This is a genomic window from Streptomyces sp. NPDC096048 (assembly GCF_044763415.1).
GTDB lineage: Bacteria > Actinomycetota > Actinomycetes > Streptomycetales > Streptomycetaceae > Streptomyces.
Genome location: NZ_JBIWGG010000004.1, coordinates 88925 through 109354, shown reverse-complemented (window position 1 = coordinate 109354; position 20430 = coordinate 88925). Strand labels below are relative to the sequence as shown.

General features: G+C 73.7%; 15 protein-coding genes. 11 read left to right on the top strand and 4 right to left on the bottom strand.

Annotated features, from left to right (window positions below):
* The first annotated feature begins 7 nt into the window (after positions 1-7).
* The 4 genes from ACIQ6R_RS11540 to ACIQ6R_RS11525 all read left to right on the top strand — a co-directional run bounded on the left by ACIQ6R_RS11540 (position 8) and on the right by ACIQ6R_RS11525 (position 5351).
* Positions 8-889, top strand: a complete 882-nt coding sequence (locus ACIQ6R_RS11540) for an oxygenase MpaB family protein (RefSeq protein WP_404220461.1) — start codon at positions 8-10, stop codon at positions 887-889.
* Positions 890-950: 61 nt separating this feature from the next.
* On the top strand, positions 951-3173 hold the full coding sequence (locus tag ACIQ6R_RS11535) for a tetratricopeptide repeat protein (RefSeq protein ID WP_404220458.1): 2223 nt from the start codon (positions 951-953) through the stop codon (positions 3171-3173).
* Between the two features lie 326 nt (positions 3174-3499).
* Positions 3500-5077, top strand: a complete 1578-nt coding sequence (locus tag ACIQ6R_RS11530) for a phytoene desaturase family protein (protein WP_404220456.1) — start codon at positions 3500-3502, stop codon at positions 5075-5077.
* A gap of 82 nt (positions 5078-5159) precedes the next feature.
* The gene (locus ACIQ6R_RS11525; protein ID WP_404185625.1) at positions 5160-5351 is read left to right on the top strand and encodes a DUF2795 domain-containing protein; all 192 of its coding nucleotides are present in this window, start codon (positions 5160-5162) and stop codon (positions 5349-5351) included.
* A 24-nt stretch (positions 5352-5375) separates the two neighbouring features.
* Here the strand turns inward: ACIQ6R_RS11525 and ACIQ6R_RS11520 are convergent, their stop codons facing one another.
* Complete coding sequence (locus tag ACIQ6R_RS11520) at positions 5376-7151, bottom strand: serine hydrolase (RefSeq protein WP_404220454.1); 1776 nt, start codon at positions 7149-7151, stop codon at positions 5376-5378.
* 166 nt (positions 7152-7317) lie between these two features.
* A complete protein-coding gene (locus ACIQ6R_RS11515) occupies positions 7318-9738 on the bottom strand; it encodes a penicillin acylase family protein (protein ID WP_404220452.1) in 2421 nt (806 codons plus the stop codon).
* Between the two features lie 142 nt (positions 9739-9880).
* Between ACIQ6R_RS11515 and ACIQ6R_RS11510 the strand changes: the two genes are divergently transcribed.
* From ACIQ6R_RS11510 to ACIQ6R_RS11485, 6 genes are all read left to right on the top strand, one after another.
* Positions 9881-11386 (top strand): acyl-CoA synthetase, encoded by a 1506-nt coding sequence (locus ACIQ6R_RS11510; RefSeq protein ID WP_404220450.1) that lies wholly within the window; start codon positions 9881-9883, stop codon positions 11384-11386.
* 52 nt (positions 11387-11438) lie between these two features.
* The gene (locus tag ACIQ6R_RS11505) at positions 11439-12278 is read left to right on the top strand and encodes an alpha/beta fold hydrolase (protein ID WP_404220448.1); all 840 of its coding nucleotides are present in this window, start codon (positions 11439-11441) and stop codon (positions 12276-12278) included.
* A 142-nt stretch (positions 12279-12420) separates the two neighbouring features.
* Entirely contained in the window at positions 12421-12663 is a 243-nt protein-coding gene (locus ACIQ6R_RS11500; RefSeq protein WP_404220446.1) for a DUF397 domain-containing protein, read from the top strand.
* Positions 12664-12827: 164 nt separating this feature from the next.
* Entirely contained in the window at positions 12828-13733 is a 906-nt protein-coding gene (locus ACIQ6R_RS11495; RefSeq protein ID WP_404220444.1) for a universal stress protein, read from the top strand.
* A gap of 311 nt (positions 13734-14044) precedes the next feature.
* Positions 14045-14647 carry a CGNR zinc finger domain-containing protein gene (locus ACIQ6R_RS11490; protein WP_404185640.1) on the top strand — a complete coding sequence of 201 codons (603 nt, stop codon included), beginning with the start codon at positions 14045-14047 and terminating at the stop codon, positions 14645-14647.
* 58 nt (positions 14648-14705) lie between these two features.
* Positions 14706-15203, top strand: a complete 498-nt coding sequence (locus tag ACIQ6R_RS11485) for a hypothetical protein (RefSeq protein WP_386310957.1) — start codon at positions 14706-14708, stop codon at positions 15201-15203.
* Between the two features lie 8 nt (positions 15204-15211).
* Here ACIQ6R_RS11485 and ACIQ6R_RS11480 read toward each other — a convergent pair whose 3' ends face one another.
* Both ACIQ6R_RS11480 and ACIQ6R_RS11475 read right to left on the bottom strand, forming a co-directional pair.
* A complete protein-coding gene (locus tag ACIQ6R_RS11480; protein WP_404221334.1) occupies positions 15212-17125 on the bottom strand; it encodes an N-acetylmuramoyl-L-alanine amidase in 1914 nt (637 codons plus the stop codon).
* A gap of 279 nt (positions 17126-17404) precedes the next feature.
* Complete coding sequence (locus tag ACIQ6R_RS11475; RefSeq protein WP_404185643.1) at positions 17405-18547, bottom strand: aminoglycoside phosphotransferase family protein; 1143 nt, start codon at positions 18545-18547, stop codon at positions 17405-17407.
* A gap of 359 nt (positions 18548-18906) precedes the next feature.
* Here ACIQ6R_RS11475 and ACIQ6R_RS11470 point away from each other — a divergent pair, with 359 nt between their 5' ends.
* On the top strand, positions 18907-20421 hold the full coding sequence (locus ACIQ6R_RS11470; protein ID WP_404185646.1) for a hypothetical protein: 1515 nt from the start codon (positions 18907-18909) through the stop codon (positions 20419-20421).
* Positions 20422-20430: the final 9 nt, after the last annotated feature.

The window sequence follows — 20430 nt, the reverse complement described above, 5'->3', positions numbered from 1 at the left end:
TGCCGGTATGACGGCCATACCGACGGGTGACCGGGCCGGTGACCCGGCAGACGATCCGGGACTGTTCGGCCCCGGCTCGGTGACCTGGCAGGCGCACGGCGACCCGATGATGTGGATCGCCGGAATCCGCGCCCTCTACCTCCAGGCCCTGCACCCGCGCGCCGTCCGCGGCGTGCTGCAGAACAGCGACTTCCGGCGCGACGCCTGGGGCAGGCTGCTGCGCACCGCGAGCTTCGTCGGCACGACGACGTACGGCACCACCGAGGCCGCCGAGCGGGCCGGCGCCCGGGTGCGGAGGATCCACCGCATGCTCGGGGCGACGGACCCCGACACGGGTGAGCGCTACGGCGTCGACGAACCCGCGCTGCTGCTGTGGGTGCACTGCGCCGAGATCGACTCCTACCTGCACGTGCTGCGCCGCTCCGGGCTCCCGCTCACGGACGCCCACGCCGACCGCTACCTCGCCGAACACCGGCACAGCGCCCGCCTGGTCGGACTCGACCCCGACGCCGTGCCCGCGAGCCGGACCGAGCTGGCCGCCTACTTCGCGCGGGTACGGCCCGAACTGGCCGCCGGCGACGACGCGCACGAGGTGGACGACTTCCTGCTCCGCCCGCCCACGCACCCCCTCCTGGTCCCGGCACGCGAGCTGCTGTGGCGGCGGGTGGCACATCTGGCGTACGACTCCCTACCGCGGTACGCGCACGAGCTCTACGGCAGACCGGCCCCCGCACCCGCCACCGTCACCCGGCGACTGCGCGCGACGGGCACTCTGCTGCGCGGCATCCCCGCACGTCTGCGCTGGCAGCTGCCGCCCAAACACATTCTGCGCGCCATGCAGCGGCTCGGACCGGCCGCGCGCCCGGCACCATACAAACTCGCACCATAAGCCGCCATACTGGACCGGCCAGGGGAGGGCGGGGCGGACTGCTACGGGGGCGGGCGGCGAGATGGGGGACAGCACGCTGATCCAGGGCCGGTACCGGCTGCTGGAGCGGATCGGGCGCGGCGGCATGGGCGAGGTGTGGCGGGCGCGGGACGAGTCACTGGGCCGTCGTGTCGCCGTCAAGTGCCTCAAGCCACTGGGCACGCAGCACGACCACTCCTTCACCCGCGTCCTGCGGGAGAGGTTCCGGCGCGAGGCCCGGGTGGCCGCCGCGCTCCAGCACCGCGGGGTGACCGTCGTGCACGACTTCGGTGAGTCGGACGGTGTGCTGTTCCTCGTCATGGAGCTGCTGGAGGGCCGTGACCTGAGCCGGCTCCTGGAGGACGGCAAACACCATCCACTGCCGGTGCCCGACGTCGTCGACATCGCCGAACAGGTCGCCTCCGCGCTCGCCTACACCCACGAACAGGGCATCGTGCACCGCGACCTGAAGCCCGCGAACATCGTCCGGCTGGCCGACGGCACCGTGAAGATCTGCGACTTCGGCATCGCCCGGCTCGGCCACGACGTCGGGTTCACCGCCCGGCTGACCGGCACCGGCATCGCCATGGGCACCCCGCACTACATGTCGCCCGAGCAGATCGGGGGCGACGACGTCGACCGGCGCAGCGACCTGTACTCGCTGGGCTGCGTGCTCTACGAGATCGCCACCGGCGTCCCGCCGTTCGACCTCGACGACGCCTGGGCGATCCTCGTCGGCCACCGGGACACCGAGCCCGAGCCGCCCCGCACCCACCGCGCCGAACTGCCCGGATACCTGGACCGGATCATCCTGGACCTGCTGGCCAAAAAGCCCGAGCAGCGCCCGGACGACGCCCGTGAACTGGGCCGCCGGATCACCGCCGGCCGCACGGCACCGGCGTACGTCCCGGCCGTGGTGGCGGCCCGGACACGGACGCCCCAGCCGGTCGGGGGCCGGGCCGCGCTGCCGTCCTGGACCCGCGGCATGACCACCGGCCACAAGGCGACCGGCACCGGGCCGCGCTCCACACCCCCGGACCCGGCCGCCGGCCTGTCCGGCGAGTGGATTCCGCGACCCGCGGGCGACGAGGCCGCCGCACCCGGCCCCGACGAGCGTCCCGCCCCGGCGCCGGAGGACGTCGCCGCGCTGGCCGGCCGGCACGGTGCCGGCCTGAGCCTGGGACGGCTCGGCCGCTGGGAGGAGGCGGGCGAGGTGCACCGTGCGGTGGCCGACGAACGCGAGCGCCTGCTCGGCCCCGACCACCCCGACACGCTGGCCAGCCGCTACGAGGTCGCCTTCACCCTCAGCCGCACGGGCCGCGCCGCCGACGCACTGCGCGCGTACAAACGTGTCGCCGAGGCCAGGATCCGGGTGCTGGGCACCGACCACGCCGACACGCTCGCCGTCCGGCAGGAGATGGCGTACGCCCTGGGCCGGCTGGGCCGGCACGCCGACGCCCACCAGGTCTACACGGCGGTCCTCGCGGCCCGCGAGCGCGTCATGGGCGCCGACCACCCCGACACCCTGCGCTGCCGGCACAACCTCGCCTTCAACCTCGGCCGACTCGGCCGGCCCGAGGACGCCCACCGCATGGCCCGCGAGGTGGCCGCCGCCCGCGCCCGCGTGCTCGGCCCCGACCATCCGGACACCCTGGTCACCCGCTACGAGGTGGCCTACGAACTCAGCAGGCTGGACCGATGGCAGGAGGCCCTGGTGACCTACCGGGAGGTCGCCGAGGCCCGCGAGAGGGCGCTCGGCCCGGACCATCCCGACACCCTCGCCGCCCGCTACGAGATCGGCATCAGCCTCGGCCGCCTCGGCCGCAGCACCGAGGCGCTGGCGCTCTACGAGAAGCTGATCGACGACCGCGCCCGTGCCCAGGGCCCCGAGCACCCCGAGACCCTGCGCGCCCGGCACGGCCTGGGCGTCAACCTCGGCAGGCTCGGCCGCTGGGAGGAGGCCCTCGCCGAGTCCCGCGAAGTGTGCGCGATCCGTGAACGCGTCCTCGGCCCCGACCACCCGGACACGCTGGTCAGCCGCCGCGAGGTCGCCGTGGGCCTGGGCTGGCTGGGCCGCTGGGCCGCCGCCCTCACCGAGTACCGCCGGGTCGCCGCCGCCCGCGAACGCGTCCTGGGCCCCGACCACCCCGACACCCTCGCCGGGCGCGACGACGAGGCCCACTGCCTGGAACAACTCGGCCGCGGCGCCGAGGCCGTGGAGCTGTACCGCAGGGTGGCGGTACTGCGCGGCGCGGGGGCACGCTGAACCGGACCGGGCACGGCACGTCCGAGGCGACTCGTGCCGGGTCCGTGCTCGCGCCGGGTTCGGCCTGTGTCGCGTTCGGTCCGTGCCGAGCTTCGGCCGGGCGTCGATCCGGGACCAGCCGTGCGCCGCCCCGCGCCGTGCGCCGCCCCGCGCCGTGCGCCGCCCCGCGCCGCCCCGCGGCGCCGGTAAGTCCGGGCAGCCGGCGCGCCCTCGACGCCCGAGCCGGCCGGCCGCACGCGTCCAGGCCCGCGGGCACCCGCGCGCCGCCCGGTCCCTGCCCCGCCGTACCTCTGGCAGCCCACCGCCGCCCCGTGTTACCAAGAGCCATGACGCCGCCCACCGAGCCCCGAGCATCCCGCGCCTACGACGCCGTCATCGTCGGCGGTGGTCACAACGGCCTGGTCGCAGCCGCCTACCTGGCACGGGCCGGCCGTTCCGTGCTGGTGCTGGAACGGCTGGACCACACCGGGGGCGCGGCCGTGTCCACCCGGCCGTTCGCCGGGGTCGACGCGCGGTTGTCGCGGTACTCGTACCTGGTCAGCCTGCTGCCGAAGAAGATCGTGCGGGACCTGGACCTGGACTTCCGGGTGCGTGGACGCACCGTCTCCTCGTACACGCCCGTCGAACGGAACGGACGGCACACCGGGCTCCTCGTCGGCGGGGGCGAGCGGCGGACCCGGGAGTCGTTCGCCCGGCTCACGGGCTCCGAGCGGGAGTACGGCGCCTGGCAGCGCTTCTACGCGATGACCGGACATGTCGCCCGGCGGGTCTTCCCGACCCTCACCGAGCCGCTGCCCACCCGGCACGAGCTGCGCCGCAGGGTCGACGACGATGCCGCCTGGAAGGCACTGTTCGAGGAACCGATCGGCGTCGCGATCGAGGAGCACTTCGCGGACGACCTGGTACGAGGCGTGGCCCTCACCGATGCCCTGATCGGCACCTTCGCCGACGCCCACGACCCCGCCCTGAGCCAGAACCGCTGCTTCCTCTACCACGTGATCGGCGGCGGAACCGGCGCCTGGAACGTGCCGGTCGGCGGCATGGGCGCCCTCACCGACGCCCTGGCCGGCGCGGCGCGCGCGGCGGGCGCCGTGCTCGCCACCGGGCACGAGGCGGTGCGGATCGACACGGACGGGCGCACGGCCGAGGTCACCTACCGCTCGGCCGACGGCGAGGGTGTCGCCGCCGCACGCCACGTCCTGGTGAACGCCTCCCCGCGGGAACTGGCGGCGCTCACGGGACAGGCGCCGCCCCCGCCCGCCGAGGGTGCCCAGCTCAAGGTCAACATGCTCCTGACGCGGCTCCCGGCGCTGCGCGACCCCGCGGCCGACCCGCGCGAGGCGTTCGCCGGGACCTTCCACATCGCGGAGGGCTACGAACAACTGGCCACCGCGCACGCCCGGGCCGCGGCCGGCGAGCTGCCCGCCGCCCCGCCCTCCGAGATCTACTGCCACTCGCTCACCGACCCCACGATCCTCGGCCCGGACCTGGCCGCGAAGGGCATGCACACGCTCACCCTGTTCGGCCTGCACACGCCCGCCCGCCTCTTCGCCCGTGACAACGACGCCGTACGCGAGGAACTGCTGAAGTCGACCCTCGCCCAACTCGACGCCCACCTGGCCGAGCCCCTCGCCGACTGTCTGGCGACCGACGACGACGGGCGGCCCTGCGTCGAGGCCAGGTCGCCGCTCGATCTGGAACGCGACCTGCGCCTGCCCGGCGGCAACATCTTCCACCGCGAGCTGGCCTGGCCCCACGCCCAGGAGGGCACCGGCCACTGGGGCGTGGAGACCGGGCAGGCGAACGTACTGCTGTGCGGGGCGGGCGCGGTGCGCGGGGGAGGGGTCAGCGGGGTGCCGGGGCACAACGCGGCGATGGCGGTGCTGGAGCGGACGGCGCGCTGACGCGCGCATGCGCCGGACGGAGAGGGGTACCGCGACATAGCGGACATTCCGCCCCAGTGATCAGTACGACAAGGAGCCTGCCATGGCTGACCTCAGCCCCATCGACCTGCAGAAGGCCCTCAGCGGTGTGGACTACCCGGCGGACAAGAAGTCGCTCGTCGACCGTGCCCGCCAGAACAAGGCCGACGACAAGGTCGTGAGCCGTCTCGACGGCCTCGAGGAGAACAGCTTCGACGGGCCGAACGACGTGCAGAAAGCCGTCTTCAACGGCTAGCCGACACCAGGCGCGAACGCGCGCCTAGTCGGCCGACGCCGTCCACCCCACCGCCTTGATCCGCGCCGCGTCCGCAGGGCGCGCGTCGTGGAACAGGACGTCGCCGGCCGCCTCGGCGCGCAGCCCGTCGACGTACGCCCCGCGGCCCACGTACAGCTGGTCGGTCGTGTACTGCCAGCGCAGCGTGAGTCCGCGGGCGGCCGGGAGGTCCGCCGTCAGCCGGTGCCAGACGCGGCCCGACCAGCCGGTGGCCGAACCCGCCGGGTGCTCCCGCGGCGTCTCACCGCGGCGCGTGGTGGCGAACGGGACCGGCTGCCAGGTGGTGCCGCCGTCGGTCGTCGCCTCCAGCACGAGCGCGTCCGACCCCGGCTCGGTGTCCCACCACAGCGAGCAGCGCAGCCGCGCCCCGCCACCGGAGGTGTCCAGCGCGGGCAGCGTGAGCGTGGCGGTCGAGGAACTCGCCGTCCCGGAGAACCACGCCGTACGTCCGTGCGCGGGACGGACCGGCACGGCCCGCGCCATGTGGGTGCCGGCCGCGACTCTGGGCGCCGATCCCGAGCGCCAACCACGCACCGGGTGCACCGAGTTGCCCAGCACCACCAGGAACGAGTCGGTCGTCGGGTCGAGCACCAGCGAGGTGCCCGTGAAGCCGGTGTGCCCGGCCGTGCGCGGGGTGGCCATGGCGCCCATGTACCAGTGCTGGTACAGCTCGAAGCCGAGCCCGTGCTCGTCCCCCGGGAAGTCGGTGTTGAAGTCGGTGAACATCAGCTCCACCGACTCCGGCCGCAGGATGCGAGCCCGGCCGTAGGAGCCGCCGTTGAGCAGCGTACGGCCGAGCACCGCCAGGTCCCACGCGCAGGAGAAGACCCCGGCGTGGCCGGCGACGCCGCCGAGGCTGAAGGCGTTCTCGTCGTGCACCTCGCCCCACACCAGTCCGCGGTCGAGGCCGGACCAGGGCAGCCGGGCGTCCTCCGTGGCCGCGATCCGGGGTCTCCAGGAGGCGGGCGGGTTGTAGCGGGTGCGGTCGAGGCCGAGCGGGGCGGTGATCTCGTCGCGCAGCAGGACGTCCAGGGCGCGGCCGGTGACCTTCTCCAGCACCAGCTGGAGCGAGATCATGTTCAGGTCCGAGTAGAGGTACGCCGTGCCGGGCGTGCTCACCGGCTCCTCGTCGTAGACGAGTCGGACCTTCTCCTCGTAGGTGGGCGCCTTGTAGAGCGGGATCCACGCCCGGAAGCCGGAGGTGTGCGTCAGCAGCTGCCGCACCGTCATGTCCTGCTTCCCGGCGCGCCCGAAGCCCGGCAGGTACGAGGCGACCGGGGCCTCCAGCTCCAGCGCACCCCGTTCCAGCTGCTGCACGGCGAGGATCGAGGTGAACAGCTTGGAGATCGAGGCGAGGTCGAACACCGTGTCCCGGGCCATCGGGATCTGCTGCCCGGCCGGGAACTCGACACCGGTGTCGGTCTCCTCGTCGTACGCCCGGTAGCGCACCGCCATGCCGATCGGTTCGTGCAGCGCCACCGTGCCGCCCCGGCCGGCGAGCAGCACGGCGCCCGCGTACCACGGATGCTCGGGGGAGGGACCGAGAAACGTCTCGGCGTCGGTGACGAGCTGGCGCAGATGGCCGGGGAGCAGGCCGGCGCGCTCGGCGGGGCCGCGCCGCAGGGTGGGGCGGCGGTCCTTGTCCGCGACGGCCTCGGCCGGCCCGGCCGCGAACGGGGCGATGGCCAGGGCACCGCCCAGGGCCAGTGCGCCGGCGCCCAGTCGACGCCGTGTGAATCCGCTCGTCGCCTGTCCGGCCATCGAAGAGCCTCCCGCCGTCGAAACTGAAAGTATCTTTCCTGGATCGCCGTGCGGAGTGAAACTTTCCTGTCAGTGACGGGTCGTGTCAATGGGGCGGGCGGAGTTGACGAACCGTCGGACCCGCCCGGCACGGCGCCGGGCGGGTCCTGGGGCGGTGTGGTGCGGCTCAGCGTTCGCGTACCCGGACCACCCGGAGGTCGGGTGACGTCCAGATGTCACGCTCGCAGAAGCGGGACGTCACCCACTTCTCGCCGGAGAACAGCCGGGTCTGGTCCGTGTAGTGCCGCGAGGCGGGGTTGGAGGACTGGGAGTAGGTCAGGAGCGTACGGGCCACCGGGCACCGGCTCCCGTCCCAGCCCACGGCCTGGATGTAGCTGGAACCGGTGGTCACCTCGGTGTAGCCGCCGCGGGCCGGGTCCCACACGGGCTCGATCTTGTTCCAGATGCCCAGCGACTCCGTGCCGCCGCCCACCGGGAGGCGCTTGCCGCCCCGCACGACGAACTGGTGTTCTCCGAGCGGCGCGTCGAGCGGTATGTCCGCCGCCCGTAGTTCGGTGACGGCGTCCGCGAGGGCGGTGGCGAAGCCCGGCACGTCGGTGTCGAGCGTGTTCGGGGTGGTGACCGGGTCAGCGGGCGAGAACGGCACCTTCCACAGCCGCCCCGCCGGTACCGACTTGGTGAGCCCGCGCCAGAACCGGTCGAAGAGCAGCGCGCCGCGGCTGTCGGTGTCGACGGTGCGGTCCCATCCGGCGAGCACACCGCAGGCCTCCCGGACGTCGACGGCGGTGCCGTCGCTGTCCGTGGCGATGCCGTCCGGCAGTGCGGCGCAGGCCCGTGCCGCGTCGGCCGCGACCAGGTCGCCGGCGGGCGCGCGGTTGGCGAACTGCTGCCGCTGCAGGTCCCGCACGGTCAGCTCGCCCCGGTCCGCCATGGCCGCCACGTCCTCGACGGCGCCCCGCGTCCGCAACGACCGCTGGGTGCCGACGGTGCCGAAGACCCGCTCGTAGCCGGTCAGCGGCCGGTCCGCGTTGGTCAGCCAGGCGCTGTCGTTGGAGTTCTCCGCGTACGGCGCGTCCTCGAGCGTCGGCATCCGGTCCGGGCCGAAGATCCCCGGCTGTACGGCGTCCCGGTCACGGCCCAGCGCGCAGTCGCCGCGCGAGCCGTCCAGCACCGCGAGCCCCGACGACGGGTAGGTGGCCTTGCCGAGCGGTGTGGAGCAGCGCTCGGCCAGTTCGTCGGTGATGCGCGGCAGCACCTGTGACTGGGTGAACAGCGTGCGGCCGCGTGAGTCGGCGGCGATCGTGTTCGTCCACGGCAGCCCCTGTGTGCGGCGCAGCGAGTCCAGTACGTCGTCCGTGCCGCGGGCCTTGCCGAAGCCGAGCGCGGTGTCGGAGGCGCGCATGTTGACGGAGTTCGGGTCGTTCAGCGCGTACGCCGTCGTCGTGGTCCACGGCAGGGGCACCGAGGCGCCGAGCGACGTCACCACCGGACCGTACCGGGTCCACCACTGGGTCTTCGTCACCGGAGCGCCGTTCTTCACCGGGACGGTGACGGACCGTTTCGTCATCCGCTCGCGCCTGCCGTCCACCAGGTAGACCGTCGGGTCGGCCGGATCCAGCGTCAGCTGGTGGAGGTTGAGGGTGACGCCGGTGGCGACGGTGTGGCTCCAGGCGACGTGCGCGTTGTGGCCTATGGACACCGTCGTGGTGCCGAGCAGAGAACCTCCGGCGACGTTGAGCCGTCCGGGGATCGTCTGCTGCGACTGCCAGAAGCGGCGTCCGCCGTGCCACGGGTAGTGCGGGTTGCCCAGCAGCAGCCCGCGGCCGTTCGCGGTGGTGCGTCCGCCGAAGGCGACGGCGTTGGAGCCCATGTCGGCGTTGTCGGCGGCGAACAGCTCCCGGGCGGCGCGCGCGGTCGCGTCCGCTCGGGGCTTCCCCTCCGGGGTCGCCCCGGTGTTCCCGGCCGGCGGCCGGGCGGCCGTGATGCCGTCCACGGCCCGTCCCTGACCGCCGAGCACGGCCAGGGCGAAGCCGCGCACGGCCACGTCCAGCGAGGTCACCGGCCGCACCCAGGAGGCATCCCGGCAAGCCGGGTCGGTGATCCGGTTCTGCTTGAGCCAGGCGTTGTAGCCGGCGGCGAAGCCCCGCATCAGCTCCTTCGAGTCCCGGCTGGGACCGCGCGGCGCGGGCTCGGCGAGCAACTTCTCCACCGTGCCCGCCCGGCGCACTCCCCGGAAGTACAGGTCGCTGGAGAGGTTCGTGGCGGCCGACGAGAGCGCGGGGTCGGACCCCGCGTCGGCGCCGAAGTACCGGGAGCGTTCGCCGCGCACGGTCACGAAACCGTCGGCCAGTGTGCACACCTGGTCCGCGGCCTGGGCCCAGCCCGTGCCGAAGCCGAGGTTCGCGTAATCCTTGGCGACGATGTGCGGGATGCCGTACTCGGTGTAGCGGATGACGGCGGACAACCCGCCGTGGGACGGGCGCTCGTGCCGGTCACCGGACCGTTCGGCCGCGGCGGCCGGCAGCGTGGTGGCGGCGGTGAGCAGGGCGACGGCCGTGACGGCGAGCCGTCTCAGGCGTGTGCGCATCGTGCCTCCCGACGTCTTCGGAGGAAGGGGCGGCTGAGCGTACCAGCGGGTATGTGTACGTGTCAGTGGCATGACACCAGTCGCTTCCGGCGCCGCGCGCACACGTCTTGACCCGCCCAGCCGACCGGCCGAGGATCATGTCATGACGCTGACGCCCGGACACGGCAGCACGGTCGACGGGGTGCTGCGGCGCAGTGCCCGGCGCACTCCGGCACGCGTCGCGGTGGAGTACCGCGACCGCTCCTGGACGTACGACGAACTCGACAGCGCCGTCTCCCGCGCGGCGAGCGTCCTGCTGGAGCAGGGACTGTCCCCGGGGGACCGGGTCGGCGCCTACGGACACAACTCCGACGCCTACCTGATCGCCTTCCTCGCCTGCGCCCGCGCGGGCCTGGTGCACGTCCCGGTCAACCAGAACCTGACCGGGGACGACCTCGCCTACATCGTCGGCCAGTCCGGCAGCACCCTGGTCCTCGCCGACCCGGACCTCGCCGGCCGGCTCCCCGGCGGTGTGCGCACGCTGCCGCTGCGCGACGCCGCCGACTCGCTGCTCGCCCGGATGGCCGCGGCACCCGCGTACGACGGCCCCGAGCCGGGCGCCGAGGACCTGGTGCAACTGCTCTACACCTCGGGCACCACCGCACTGCCCAAGGGCGCGATGATGACCCACCGGGCGCTGGTGCACGAGTACCTGAGCGCCATCACCGCCCTCGACCTCGGCGCGGGCGACCGCCCCGTGCACGCGCTGCCCCTCTACCACTCGGCGCAGATGCACGTCTTCCTGCTGCCCTACCTCGCCGTCGGCGCGACCAACATCGTCCTGGACGCACCCGACGGCGACCGGCTCCTCGACCTGGTCGAGGCCGGACGCGTGGACAGCCTGTTCGCGCCGCCCACCGTGTGGATCGGCCTCGCGGGCCGCGCCGACTTCGCCACCCGCGACCTCGGCGGCCTGCGCAAGGCCTACTACGGGGCGTCGATCATGCCGGTGCCCGTCCTGGAGCGACTGCGTGAACGCCTCCCGCGCCTGGCCTTCTACAACTGCTTCGGACAGAGCGAGATCGGCCCCCTCGCCACCGTCCTCGGCCCGGACGAGCACGAGGGCCGGATGGACTCCTGCGGCCGGCCCGTGCTGTTCGTCGACGCACGCGTCCTCGACGAGGACGGCAACGACGTGCCCGACGGCACACCCGGCGAAGTCGTCTACCGCTCCCCGCAGTTGTGCGACGGCTACTGGGACGAACCCGAGGAGACCGAAGCGGCCTTCCGCGACGGCTGGTTCCACTCCGGCGACCTCGCCGTGCGGGACGCGGACGGCTACTTCACCATCGTCGACCGCGTGAAGGACGTCATCAACTCCGGCGGCGTACTGGTCGCCTCCCGCCAGGTCGAGGACGCCCTCTACACCCACGAGGCCGTCGCCGAGGCCGCCGTGATCGGCCTGCCCGACGAGCGGTGGATCGAGGCCGTCACGGCGGTCGTCGTCCCGCGCGGCGAGGTCACGGAGGACGAACTGATCGCCCACGCCCGCGAGAGGCTCACCGCGTTCAAGGCACCCAAGCGGGTCAGGTTCGTGGACGCGCTGCCGCGCAACGCCAGCGGGAAGATCCTCAAACGGGAACTGCGGGACCGGTTCGCCGGTTCCTGACCCGGCGGCAACGGCGTTGCGGCCGAAGCGGCGGGCGCCGAAGATCGGCTCCATGCCGACGCTCAGCTCGTACGACGGGACCGAACTCGCCTACCACGTCCGGGGAGACGGCGCCCCGCTGGTCGTCCTGCCGGGCGGCCCCATGCGGGCCTCCGCCTACCTGGGCGACCTGGGTGGCCTGGCGGCCCACCGCAGGCTGGTCCTCCTCGACCTGCGCGGCACCGGCGACTCAGCGGTACCCGCGGACCCGGCGACGTACCGCTGCGACCGGGTCGTGGAGGACGTCGAGGCCCTCCGCGTCCACCTCGGCCTCGACCGCGTGGACGTACTCGCGCACTCCGCGGGCGGCAGCCTCGCCATGCTGTACGCCGCCCGGTACCCGGCACGCGTGACCCGCCTCGCCCTGATCACCGCGACCCCCTGGGCGCTGGGCATGCCCGCGACGGCCGAGGACCGGCTGGCCGCGGCTCTGCTGCGGAAGGACGAGCCCTGGTTCGAGGAGGCGTTCGACGCCTTCCGGTCGTGGCTCGCCGGGTCCGGCGACTTCGACCCCGTGTCCGCCCCCTTCTTCTTCGGCCGCTGGGACGACGCGGCCCGCGCCCACGACGCACGCGCCGACCAGGAGAGCAACGACGAGGCCGGCGACCTCCACCTGGCCCCGGACGCCTTCGACCCGCCCGCCACCCGCGCCGCCCTCGCGCGCTGCGCCGCCCGGGTCCTCGTCCTCGCCGGTGAGCTGGACGGCGGCCCCCGGCCGGCGCTCGCCCGCCGCTGCGCCGACGTCTTCCCGCACGCCGAGGTGGCCGTCCAGCCGGGCGCCGGGCACTATCCGTGGCTGGACGATCCGCGGTGGTTCGTACGGCGTGTCGTCGCGTTCCTGGCACAGGGCTGAGGCCACCGGGGCACCACCGGCGCGTGTGACGGGTGGGAACCGCGGCGCCGATCTTCCGAAAGGCACCCGTCACGTGGCCTGTCGGCGCTCGGACCCGATCGCTAGGCTGACCGCGGACGACGAAATCGGGAGGAGCACGGACGTGGCCGAGAGCACCACCCAACAGCGCCCGCTCATGGGCTGGGACAAGCCGGAGCTGGATCTCAGCAAGGCGCAGTGGCAGTCCAGCAGCCGAGGCCTGGGGGATGTACAGATCGCCTTTGTCGAGGGGTTCATCGCCATGCGGAACAGCGGCAGCCCGGAAGGTCCCTCCCTGATCTTCACCCCCGCGGAATGGGGCGCGTTCGTGTCGGGAGCGCGGGAAGGGGAGTTCGACCTCACGTGAGATCGCTCCCCGGGAGGTGGGCCGGGCCGGGACACGTCCGGCCGATCCGGGAGTGTTCCGCCCGATTTTCCGGACACGCGACCGTGAGTGCTCCTTCGTGGCCGACGCCTGAGCGAGGCTGACGCCAGGAGGGGGAACGGTCGTACTCCGGAGGTGAGGAACCCATGAGCACCACCCTGCCGGTCATCGCGGCGGTCGACGGTTCGGACGACAGCCTGCGCGCCCTGGACTGGGCCCTCGAGGCTGCCCACCGGCGCGAGGCGCGTCTGCGGGTGGTGCACGTGCGCCAGTACGCCGCCTGGGCGCAGACCGACGTCCTGGTCGCGGGCCCGCCGGACACCGGCGAGGACCCGGTGCTCGACCAGGCCCGCGCGCACCTGCGGGGGCGGGCCTTCGCGGCGGCGACGGAGTACGTCGGCATGGAGGGCGTACCGGGCGCCGTGCTGCCGGAACTGGGTGCCGACGCCCAGCTGATGGTGCTCGGGTCGAGGGGCCGCGGGGGCTTCGCGAGCCTGCTGCTCGGCTCCAACGGCCTGGCCGCAGCCCGCGACGCCGAGTGCCCCGTCGTCGTCGTGCCCCGCCCCGGACGCGAGGTCCACGGCGAGGCACCGGGCGAATCCGGCCCCCGGGTCGTCCTCGGCCTGCACGTGGACAGCCCCGACGACGCCAGTCTGTCCTTCGCCTTCGCCGAGGCCGCGCTGCGCGGCGCCCGCCTCCAGGTGGTCGCCGCCTACCCGTGGCCGGTGCAGACCTGGGCCGCCGCCGGACAGATCATGCCACCGGTGATCGACGAGGTCTCCATCGAGAGCGAGACCCGGGTCCTGGCCGACGGTTTCCTCGCCCCTTACCGGGAACGCCACCCCGACGTCCGTGCCGAACCGTACGCCGTGCCCGGCGACGCCGCCGGCCACCTCGTCGCCGCTTCCCGCGACGCCGAACTGGTCGTCGTCGGCCGCCATCGCCGGCGCCTGCTGGCCCCGGCCCGCATGATGGGCTCGGTCACCCACGCCGTCCTGCTGCACGCGGTGTCCCCGGTCGCGGTGGTGCCACCGGCTCCGCCGGAGGAGTGAGGGCCCGGGCCCGTACGCACCGACGCCGACGCCGGAGGCGGCACCCGGCTCCGTCCGAAGGACGGGAGCCCCGCCCTTCGGACGTCCGGCCTCGCCTGCGGACGGCCGTCGCGTGTACCGGCCGCGGGCCGCTTGCCGTCGGCCGTCGCCGCGTCGGCGTTGCGGCGGGACCGCCGGGACCGGGCGTCGGCCCACGCGTGACCGGGGAACGATTCCGCCGCCTGCGCACGCGGGGGCGTCCCACGCGCCCGGCGTCCGAGGCGCACGCGTCCCGGCCTCCGGCGGAACCGGGCGTGTCTATCATCGGCCCCATGCAGGACTCGCTCAGCAGGGACACCCGGATCGCCCTCGACCTCGCTTCGACCGTCCGGCACGACGGGACCGGCGGGGTCGCCGACGACCTGAGCGACCTCGCGGGGCTCACCACCTGGGTGCGGGCGCACCCCGACACCGTGCCGGACGCCGACGGCTTCACCGCGGACGAGCCCGCCCTGGCCGCCGCCCGCGAGGTACGCGCCGCCGCCCGCGCCCTCTTCGCCCGCGCCGTGCGCCCCGGCCAGCCCAGCTCCGCCGACGCCGCCCGGCTGCTCCCCGTCCCCGACGCCGTACGGCGCCTGAACGAGGCAGCCGCCCGCACCCCCACCGTTCCCGTCCTGGTCTGGACCGACGGCACCGGACCCGTCGTACGCGCGGAGCCCGCGCACCGTGGTCGGCCCGATCTCGCCGCCGCCCTCGCGCGGGCGGTGATCGGCTTCCTCACGGGGCCCGACCGGCCGCGGCTGCGGGCCTGCCACGCACCGCGCTGTGTGCGCTACTTCCTCAAGGAGCACCCCCGCCAGGAGTGGTGCAAGCCGTCCTGCGGCAACCGGGCCCGGGTGGCCCGCCACCACGAACGGCACAAGCGGACCGCGTAGCCCGGCGGGGCTCTCGCCCGCACGCCGTTCGCGGGCTCGGGCCACGTACCATGGCGGCATGTCGTTCCTCCGCCGCCGCAGCGCCACGCCCGCCGGGCCCGACTTCGACGTACTGGCCATGGACCCGGGCGACTGGCCCGGGAACCTGGGCGCCGGCCTGCTGCCCGCGCCCGACGGCAGCTGCCAGGGCGTCTTCCTGCGCTACGACCTCTTCGGCGGTCGCGGCCCCGCGATGATCATCGGCAACCTGCCGACCGGCTCCCCGGCCCGCGAGGTCCCCGAGGGGGAGATCCCGTTCGAGGTGGCCCAGCTGCTCCTCGCGCTGGAGAACGACGAGGAGATCACCGTCGTCGGCGCCGAGGACGTACCGGTGATGCAGGGCGACAACCTGCTCATCGTGCGCCGCCTCAAGCTCTCCGAGGGCCGGATCTCCTGCGTGCAGTTCGACCGCAGCGACGGTGTCCTGGTGACCATCGCCGCCTGGGACCGGCCCATCACCGACGACCTGTACGCCCTGCTGAAGCCGCTCCCGGCGGAGCTTTTCCAGCAGGGCTGACCCGGCGGCTACCTCGCGGTCGCGAGCGTGACGTCGGCGGCGCGCACGTACGCGACCCGGTGGCCGTACTGGATCTCGTAGTACTCCTCACCGGTCACCACCCGGTGGGAGGCCTCGTCGAAGGTGACGGCGTAGTAGTACTCGCCGGGCACCTTCTCACCGACCACGTACTTCTGCCCCTTCGGCAGCCGGTACGGCAGCGGCGACACGGCCTGCGCGGGCACGTCCGCCGGGTAGGCGGCCTTCTCCGGATACGCGCGCCCGTACACCGGGACGCTTTCCAGGCCCTCCCTCGGAGTGATCACCCGGCCCGAGGCGGGCACCGCCGCCGGGTTCTTCCCCGGGTTGTGGAACCAGGCCTTCTGCCCCAGGTACCAGATGGCCGTCCAGTCGCCCCACCGGTCGGCCACCGCGTACTGCTGGCCCGTGGAGACCCGGGAGGACAGGTCGTTCACCCCGGTCGTCGGGGTGGTGCCCAGGCCGATGTCCCTGATCAGAGGCGCGTTCACGTCGTGGTCGGAGTACAGCCGCACCTCGCTGGAGCCGTGCGGCGCGCAGGGCTCGCCCTTCGTCTCGCAGCCGGTGTACTCGGGTCGGTTGGCGGCGTAGTCGGGGCGGATCGTCACCAGGCCGGACTTCTTGCCGGCGGTGGGCTCGAAGGGGCGGCCGAGCAGCTGGAAGTAGTGCCGCCAGTCCCAGTACGGGCCCGGGTCGGTGTGCATGCCCGGGATCGTCGCGGTGGTGGTGCCGGGGACGTTGCCGTGGCCGAGGACGTGCTGCCGGTCCAGCGGGATGTCGTACTTCTTGGCCAGGTACTTCACCAGCCGCGCCGATGAGCGGTACATCGCCTCCGTGTACCAGGCGTCCGGGTCCGCCAGGAAGCCCTCGTGCTCCAGGCCGATCGACTTCGCGTTCACGTACCAGTTGCCCGCGTGCCAGGCCACGTCCTTGGCCTTCACGTGCTGGGCGATGTGGCCGTCGGTGGAGCGCAGCGTGTAGTTCCAGGAGACGTAGGTCGGGTCCTGAACCATGTTGAGGACCCCGTTCCAGGCACCCTCCGTGTCGTGCACGACGATGTACCGGATGCGCTGGGAGGCGGGCCGGTTCCCCAGGTCGTGGTTGCCGTAGTCGCCGTCGCCGAACTCCTCGTACGGTGCCGGGATCCACTCGCAGGACACCGTCTTCGGGCACTCGGTGCCGGCGGCCGAGGCGGTGCGCAGGCCCGCGCCCGCGAGCCGCGAGACGTCGGGGGCCACGTCGGGCCGGGCGGCCAGGGTGACGCGCTGCCCGGCGTCCGTGGTCCGGTGCTCGCCCGCGCGGATCACCTCGTACACGTCGTTCGCGTACGCCGCAGCCGTCGCGGAGTCCTCCGCGCCCGAGAAGCGGGCCACCGCCCCGTACCAGTCCGCCGGGTCCGTGCTGAGCGGCTCACCGAGTTCCCGCTGGGCCGCGGCGAGCAGCGCGGCACCGCCGGACACGTTCGCCGCCGGGTCCTCACGCAGCTCGTCGGGGCTCAGCCCGGTCAGTTCGGCCGCCTTCGGCAGCGTGGTCAGCCGGGCCGGCAGGTCGGCGGGCGGCGTGGCGGTGGCCGTCGGGTGCAGCGGGGCGCGGGCGTCGTCGCCGCGCGGGTCCTCGGTGCCCTCGCTGTGGTGCGACGCCCCGGCCAGTGCCGTGCGCGCGTCGGTGAGGTGCAGCGGGCCGTAGCCGCCGGTCACGCTCGGCGCACCGCCGTGCGAGTCCCAGCGGGACTGGAGGTAGGAGACGCCGAGCAGGACGCTCTGCGGCACCTGGTACTCGGCCGCCGCGGTGGCGAACGCCCGCTGCAGGTGGTCGGGGGCGGGCGGGGCGTCGGAGGGGCCGGCGGCCGGCGATGCCGCGCCGAGCAGCGGCAGCAGCAGCGCCGCGGTGGCCAGGGCGGGCACGACGGGGGAACCTCGCAAAGCGGCCTCCTGTGGCAGTGGGGCGTGGCGGGGCGTGCGGGGCCGGGCGTGGGTCAGTGGTACCCGGCGGTCCGACGATCCGTCAATCATGCCGTCGTCACGGCGATTTCCCACGTCAGCAGGGGGTCGGGCGAGTTTCGCGGCGGCGGCGCACGGGCCTGCGGGGCGTCAGTGGCGTACACCAATGGCCACGGGAGTTTCCGGGCACACGAAATCCGCGGTGCGCCCCGAAGGGCACACCGCGGATCTCCCTTTTCGGTGTCAGCGCGTACCGACCGCCGCACGCACGGCCCGGCGGGCCAGCTGGCAGTCGTCGTGCAGCCGGCGCAGCAGCAGCCGCTGTTCCTCGCCGGTCGGCGCGGCGCCCGGGTGGGCAGCCGCCGGTGGTGCCGGGACCGTTTCGTGCATCGAACGCTGCACGGCCGTCTCGTACGTACGGATCTCCCGGGTCAGCACGAGCATCAGGTTGACCAGGAACGCGTCACGCGCGGCCGTCCCCGCCGACTGGGCGATCTGACTGATCTGACGGCGGGCCACCGGGGCGTCACCGAGGACCGCCCACAGGGTCGCCAGGTCGTAGCCGGGGAGATACCAGCCCGCGTGCTCCCAGTCCACCAGCACTGGACCGGCCGGTGACATGAGGATGTTGGACAGCAGCGCGTCGCCGTGACAGAACTGCCCCATCCCCTGGCGTCCGCCCGCATGGGCGATGCCGTGCAGCAGCTTCTGCAGGTCGCCCAGGTCCCGGTCGGTGAGCAGCCCCAGCTCGTGGTACCGGGAGATCCGCGCCGCGTAGTCCAGCGGGGCGTCGAAGGTGCCCGCGGGCGGCCGCCAGGCGTTGAGCCGGCAGATCGCGCCGAGTGCCGCCCTGATGTCCGCCCGCGGCGGGGCTTCCAGCGGGTGCCGCTGCAGCGCCGCCACCCGCCCCGGCATCCGCTCGATCACCAGCGTGCAGTTGTCCGGATCCGCCGCGATCAGCCTCGGCACCCGCACTGGAGGGCGGTGCCGGACGAACGAGCGGTATGCCCCTATCTCGTGCCGGATCCGCTCCGCCCACGCGGGGGAGTGGTCCAGTAAACACTTGGCCACCGCCGTGCTGCGTCCGGTCGTACCGACCAGGAGCACGGAGCGCCCGCTGCGGCGCAGCACCTGGACCGGGGCGAACTCCGGGCAGATCCGGTGCACGGAGGCGATCGCCGCGCGCAGTTGGGTGCCCTGAGGGCCGGACAGGTCGATTCTTCCACTGAGCGGCTGCGTGCCGGGGCCCGCGCCGCGCCGCGCCCTGCCGGCCCCGAGCACCGGGGCCGCCGACCGCGCGGGGGCGAGATAGGGGCCGCCGCCCGCCGCCGGACGGGGGTGCAGCGAACGCTGCGGGGCGGACACGGAGGACGATGCTGCGTACATGGGCGAGACAGATCCCTTCGTGTGCCTGCTGTGCCTGCCTGAAGTGCGGTGCCCGTCCGGTCGATCCGGAAGAACCGATCCGGGTCTTCCGACCCGGGAAATCCGACCCGGGAAATCCGGTCCGGAAGACCCGGTTCGGAAGGCCACGCCTCCTGAAAGCCGTCGCGCTACCCGCCCGGCCGCCTGGGGCCACCCTGGGGAGTAACCCCACGGCGGCCGGGTCGGGGTGGCGCATTCCTACCTGACACCCGGCCGCCCGTGGCACACCATCTGGCGCACCCTGGCGAACGGTGGCGAATAGTCGCCCGGCAACCCGCACGGGGCTACTGTCAACTCAGCCGAGAACCTGGGGGCTTGACGTGAGCAAAGAACCCAACACCCGCCTGTCGGACCTGTTCGGCCTGGCCGGCTGGTCCAAGGGCGAGCTCGCGAGGCTGGTGAACCGGCAGGCGGCGGCCATGGGCCACCCCCAGCTGGCGACCGACACCTCGCGGGTGCGGAGATGGATCGACATGGGAGAGATCCCGCGTGATCCGGTGCCGCGGGTGCTGGCGGTTCTTTTCACAGAGCGTCTCGGCCGTGTCGTGACCATGGAGGACCTCGGTCTGGTCCGGCACGGGCGTGCGGGGAAACGGCAGGGCGGCGGGAGCGAGGAGCATCCCGACGGTGTGCCGTGGGCGCCCGAGCGGACTGCGGCGGTCCTCACCGAATTCACGGGAATGGACCTCATGCTCAACCGACGCGGCTTGGTGGGCGCGGGCGCCGCGCTCGCCGCGGGATCCGCACTCAGCAGCGCCATGCACGACTGGCTGCACACCGACCCGGCCCTGGCTGCCGACGCTCCCGACCTCCGCCAACCCCTGCACGCCGACCCCGCCGGGTTCGACCGCTACGAGGCCGCCCCCATCGGGTCGCAGGAGGTGGAGGAACTCGAGCGCTCGGTCGAGGTGTTCCGCGCCTGGGACGCCGCCCGTGGTGGCGGGCTCCAGCGCAAGGCCGTGGTGGGCCAGCTCAACGAGGTGGGCGGCATGCTCGCCTACCACCACCCACCCCATCTCCAGCGGCGTCTGTGGGGCGTCGCCGCCAACCTCGCCGTCCTCGCGGGCTGGATGTCGCACGACGTCGGCCTGGAACCCACCGCCCAGAAGTACTTCGTCATCGCCGCGCACGCCGCGCGCGAGGGTGGCGACCGGCCCCGGGCCGGCGAGGCGCTCTCCCGGGCGGCCCGCCAGATGGTCCACCTGGGCCGGCCCGACGACGCGCTCGACCTGATGAAGCTCGCCAAGTCCGGTTCGGGCGAAGAGGTGCTGCCGCGTACCCAGGCGATGCTGTACACCATCGAGGCCTGGGCACAGGCCTCCATGGGCAAGGGCCAGGCGATGCGCCGCACCCTGGGACGGGCCGAGGACCTCTTCGTCTCCGACAAGGCGGACGTGCCGCCGCCGGACTGGATGCAGACGTTCAAGGAGGAGGACCTGCTCGGCATGCAGGCCCTGGCCTACCGGACCCTCGCCGACTTCGAGCCGGGTGCCGCCGCGCACGCGCAGTACTACGCGGAGAAGGCGCTGGCCCTGCGGGTCGACGGCCGTCAGCGGTCGAAGATCTTCGACTATCTGTCCATGGCCTCCGCCTGTTTCATCGCCGACGACCCGGAGCAGGCGGACCGTTACGCGCGGCTCGCCCTGGTGTCGATGGGGTCCAACTCCTCCCAGCGGACCTGGGACCGACTGCGTCAGATGTACCGGCTCACCGCCCAGTACGCCGGATACCCCAAGATCCAGGAGTTGCGGGAGGAGATCGAACTGGCGCTGCCCAAGAGCAAATCGCCCACCAGGTCGCCCAAGGGGAAGGGGAGCGACACCGCTCCGGCGTAGGGCGCGGCG

What these genes read in the sequence shown, in the direction of transcription:
- ACIQ6R_RS11540 (WP_404220461.1), top strand. Translation starts at nt 8, where the DNA reads ATGACGGCCATACCGACGGGTGACCGGGCCGGTGACCCGGCAGACGAT.
- ACIQ6R_RS11535 (WP_404220458.1), top strand. Translation starts at nt 951, where the DNA reads ATGGGGGACAGCACGCTGATCCAGGGCCGGTACCGGCTGCTGGAGCGG.
- ACIQ6R_RS11530 (WP_404220456.1), top strand. Translation starts at nt 3,500, where the DNA reads ATGACGCCGCCCACCGAGCCCCGAGCATCCCGCGCCTACGACGCCGTC.
- ACIQ6R_RS11525 (WP_404185625.1), top strand. Translation starts at nt 5,160, where the DNA reads ATGGCTGACCTCAGCCCCATCGACCTGCAGAAGGCCCTCAGCGGTGTG.
- ACIQ6R_RS11520 (WP_404220454.1), bottom strand. Translation starts at nt 7,151, where the DNA reads ATGGCCGGACAGGCGACGAGCGGATTCACACGGCGTCGACTGGGCGCC.
- ACIQ6R_RS11515 (WP_404220452.1), bottom strand. Translation starts at nt 9,738, where the DNA reads ATGCGCACACGCCTGAGACGGCTCGCCGTCACGGCCGTCGCCCTGCTC.
- ACIQ6R_RS11510 (WP_404220450.1), top strand. Translation starts at nt 9,881, where the DNA reads ATGACGCTGACGCCCGGACACGGCAGCACGGTCGACGGGGTGCTGCGG.
- ACIQ6R_RS11505 (WP_404220448.1), top strand. Translation starts at nt 11,439, where the DNA reads ATGCCGACGCTCAGCTCGTACGACGGGACCGAACTCGCCTACCACGTC.
- ACIQ6R_RS11495 (WP_404220444.1), top strand. Translation starts at nt 12,828, where the DNA reads ATGAGCACCACCCTGCCGGTCATCGCGGCGGTCGACGGTTCGGACGAC.
- ACIQ6R_RS11490 (WP_404185640.1), top strand. Translation starts at nt 14,045, where the DNA reads ATGCAGGACTCGCTCAGCAGGGACACCCGGATCGCCCTCGACCTCGCT.
- ACIQ6R_RS11485 (WP_386310957.1), top strand. Translation starts at nt 14,706, where the DNA reads ATGTCGTTCCTCCGCCGCCGCAGCGCCACGCCCGCCGGGCCCGACTTC.
- ACIQ6R_RS11475 (WP_404185643.1), bottom strand. Translation starts at nt 18,547, where the DNA reads ATGTACGCAGCATCGTCCTCCGTGTCCGCCCCGCAGCGTTCGCTGCAC.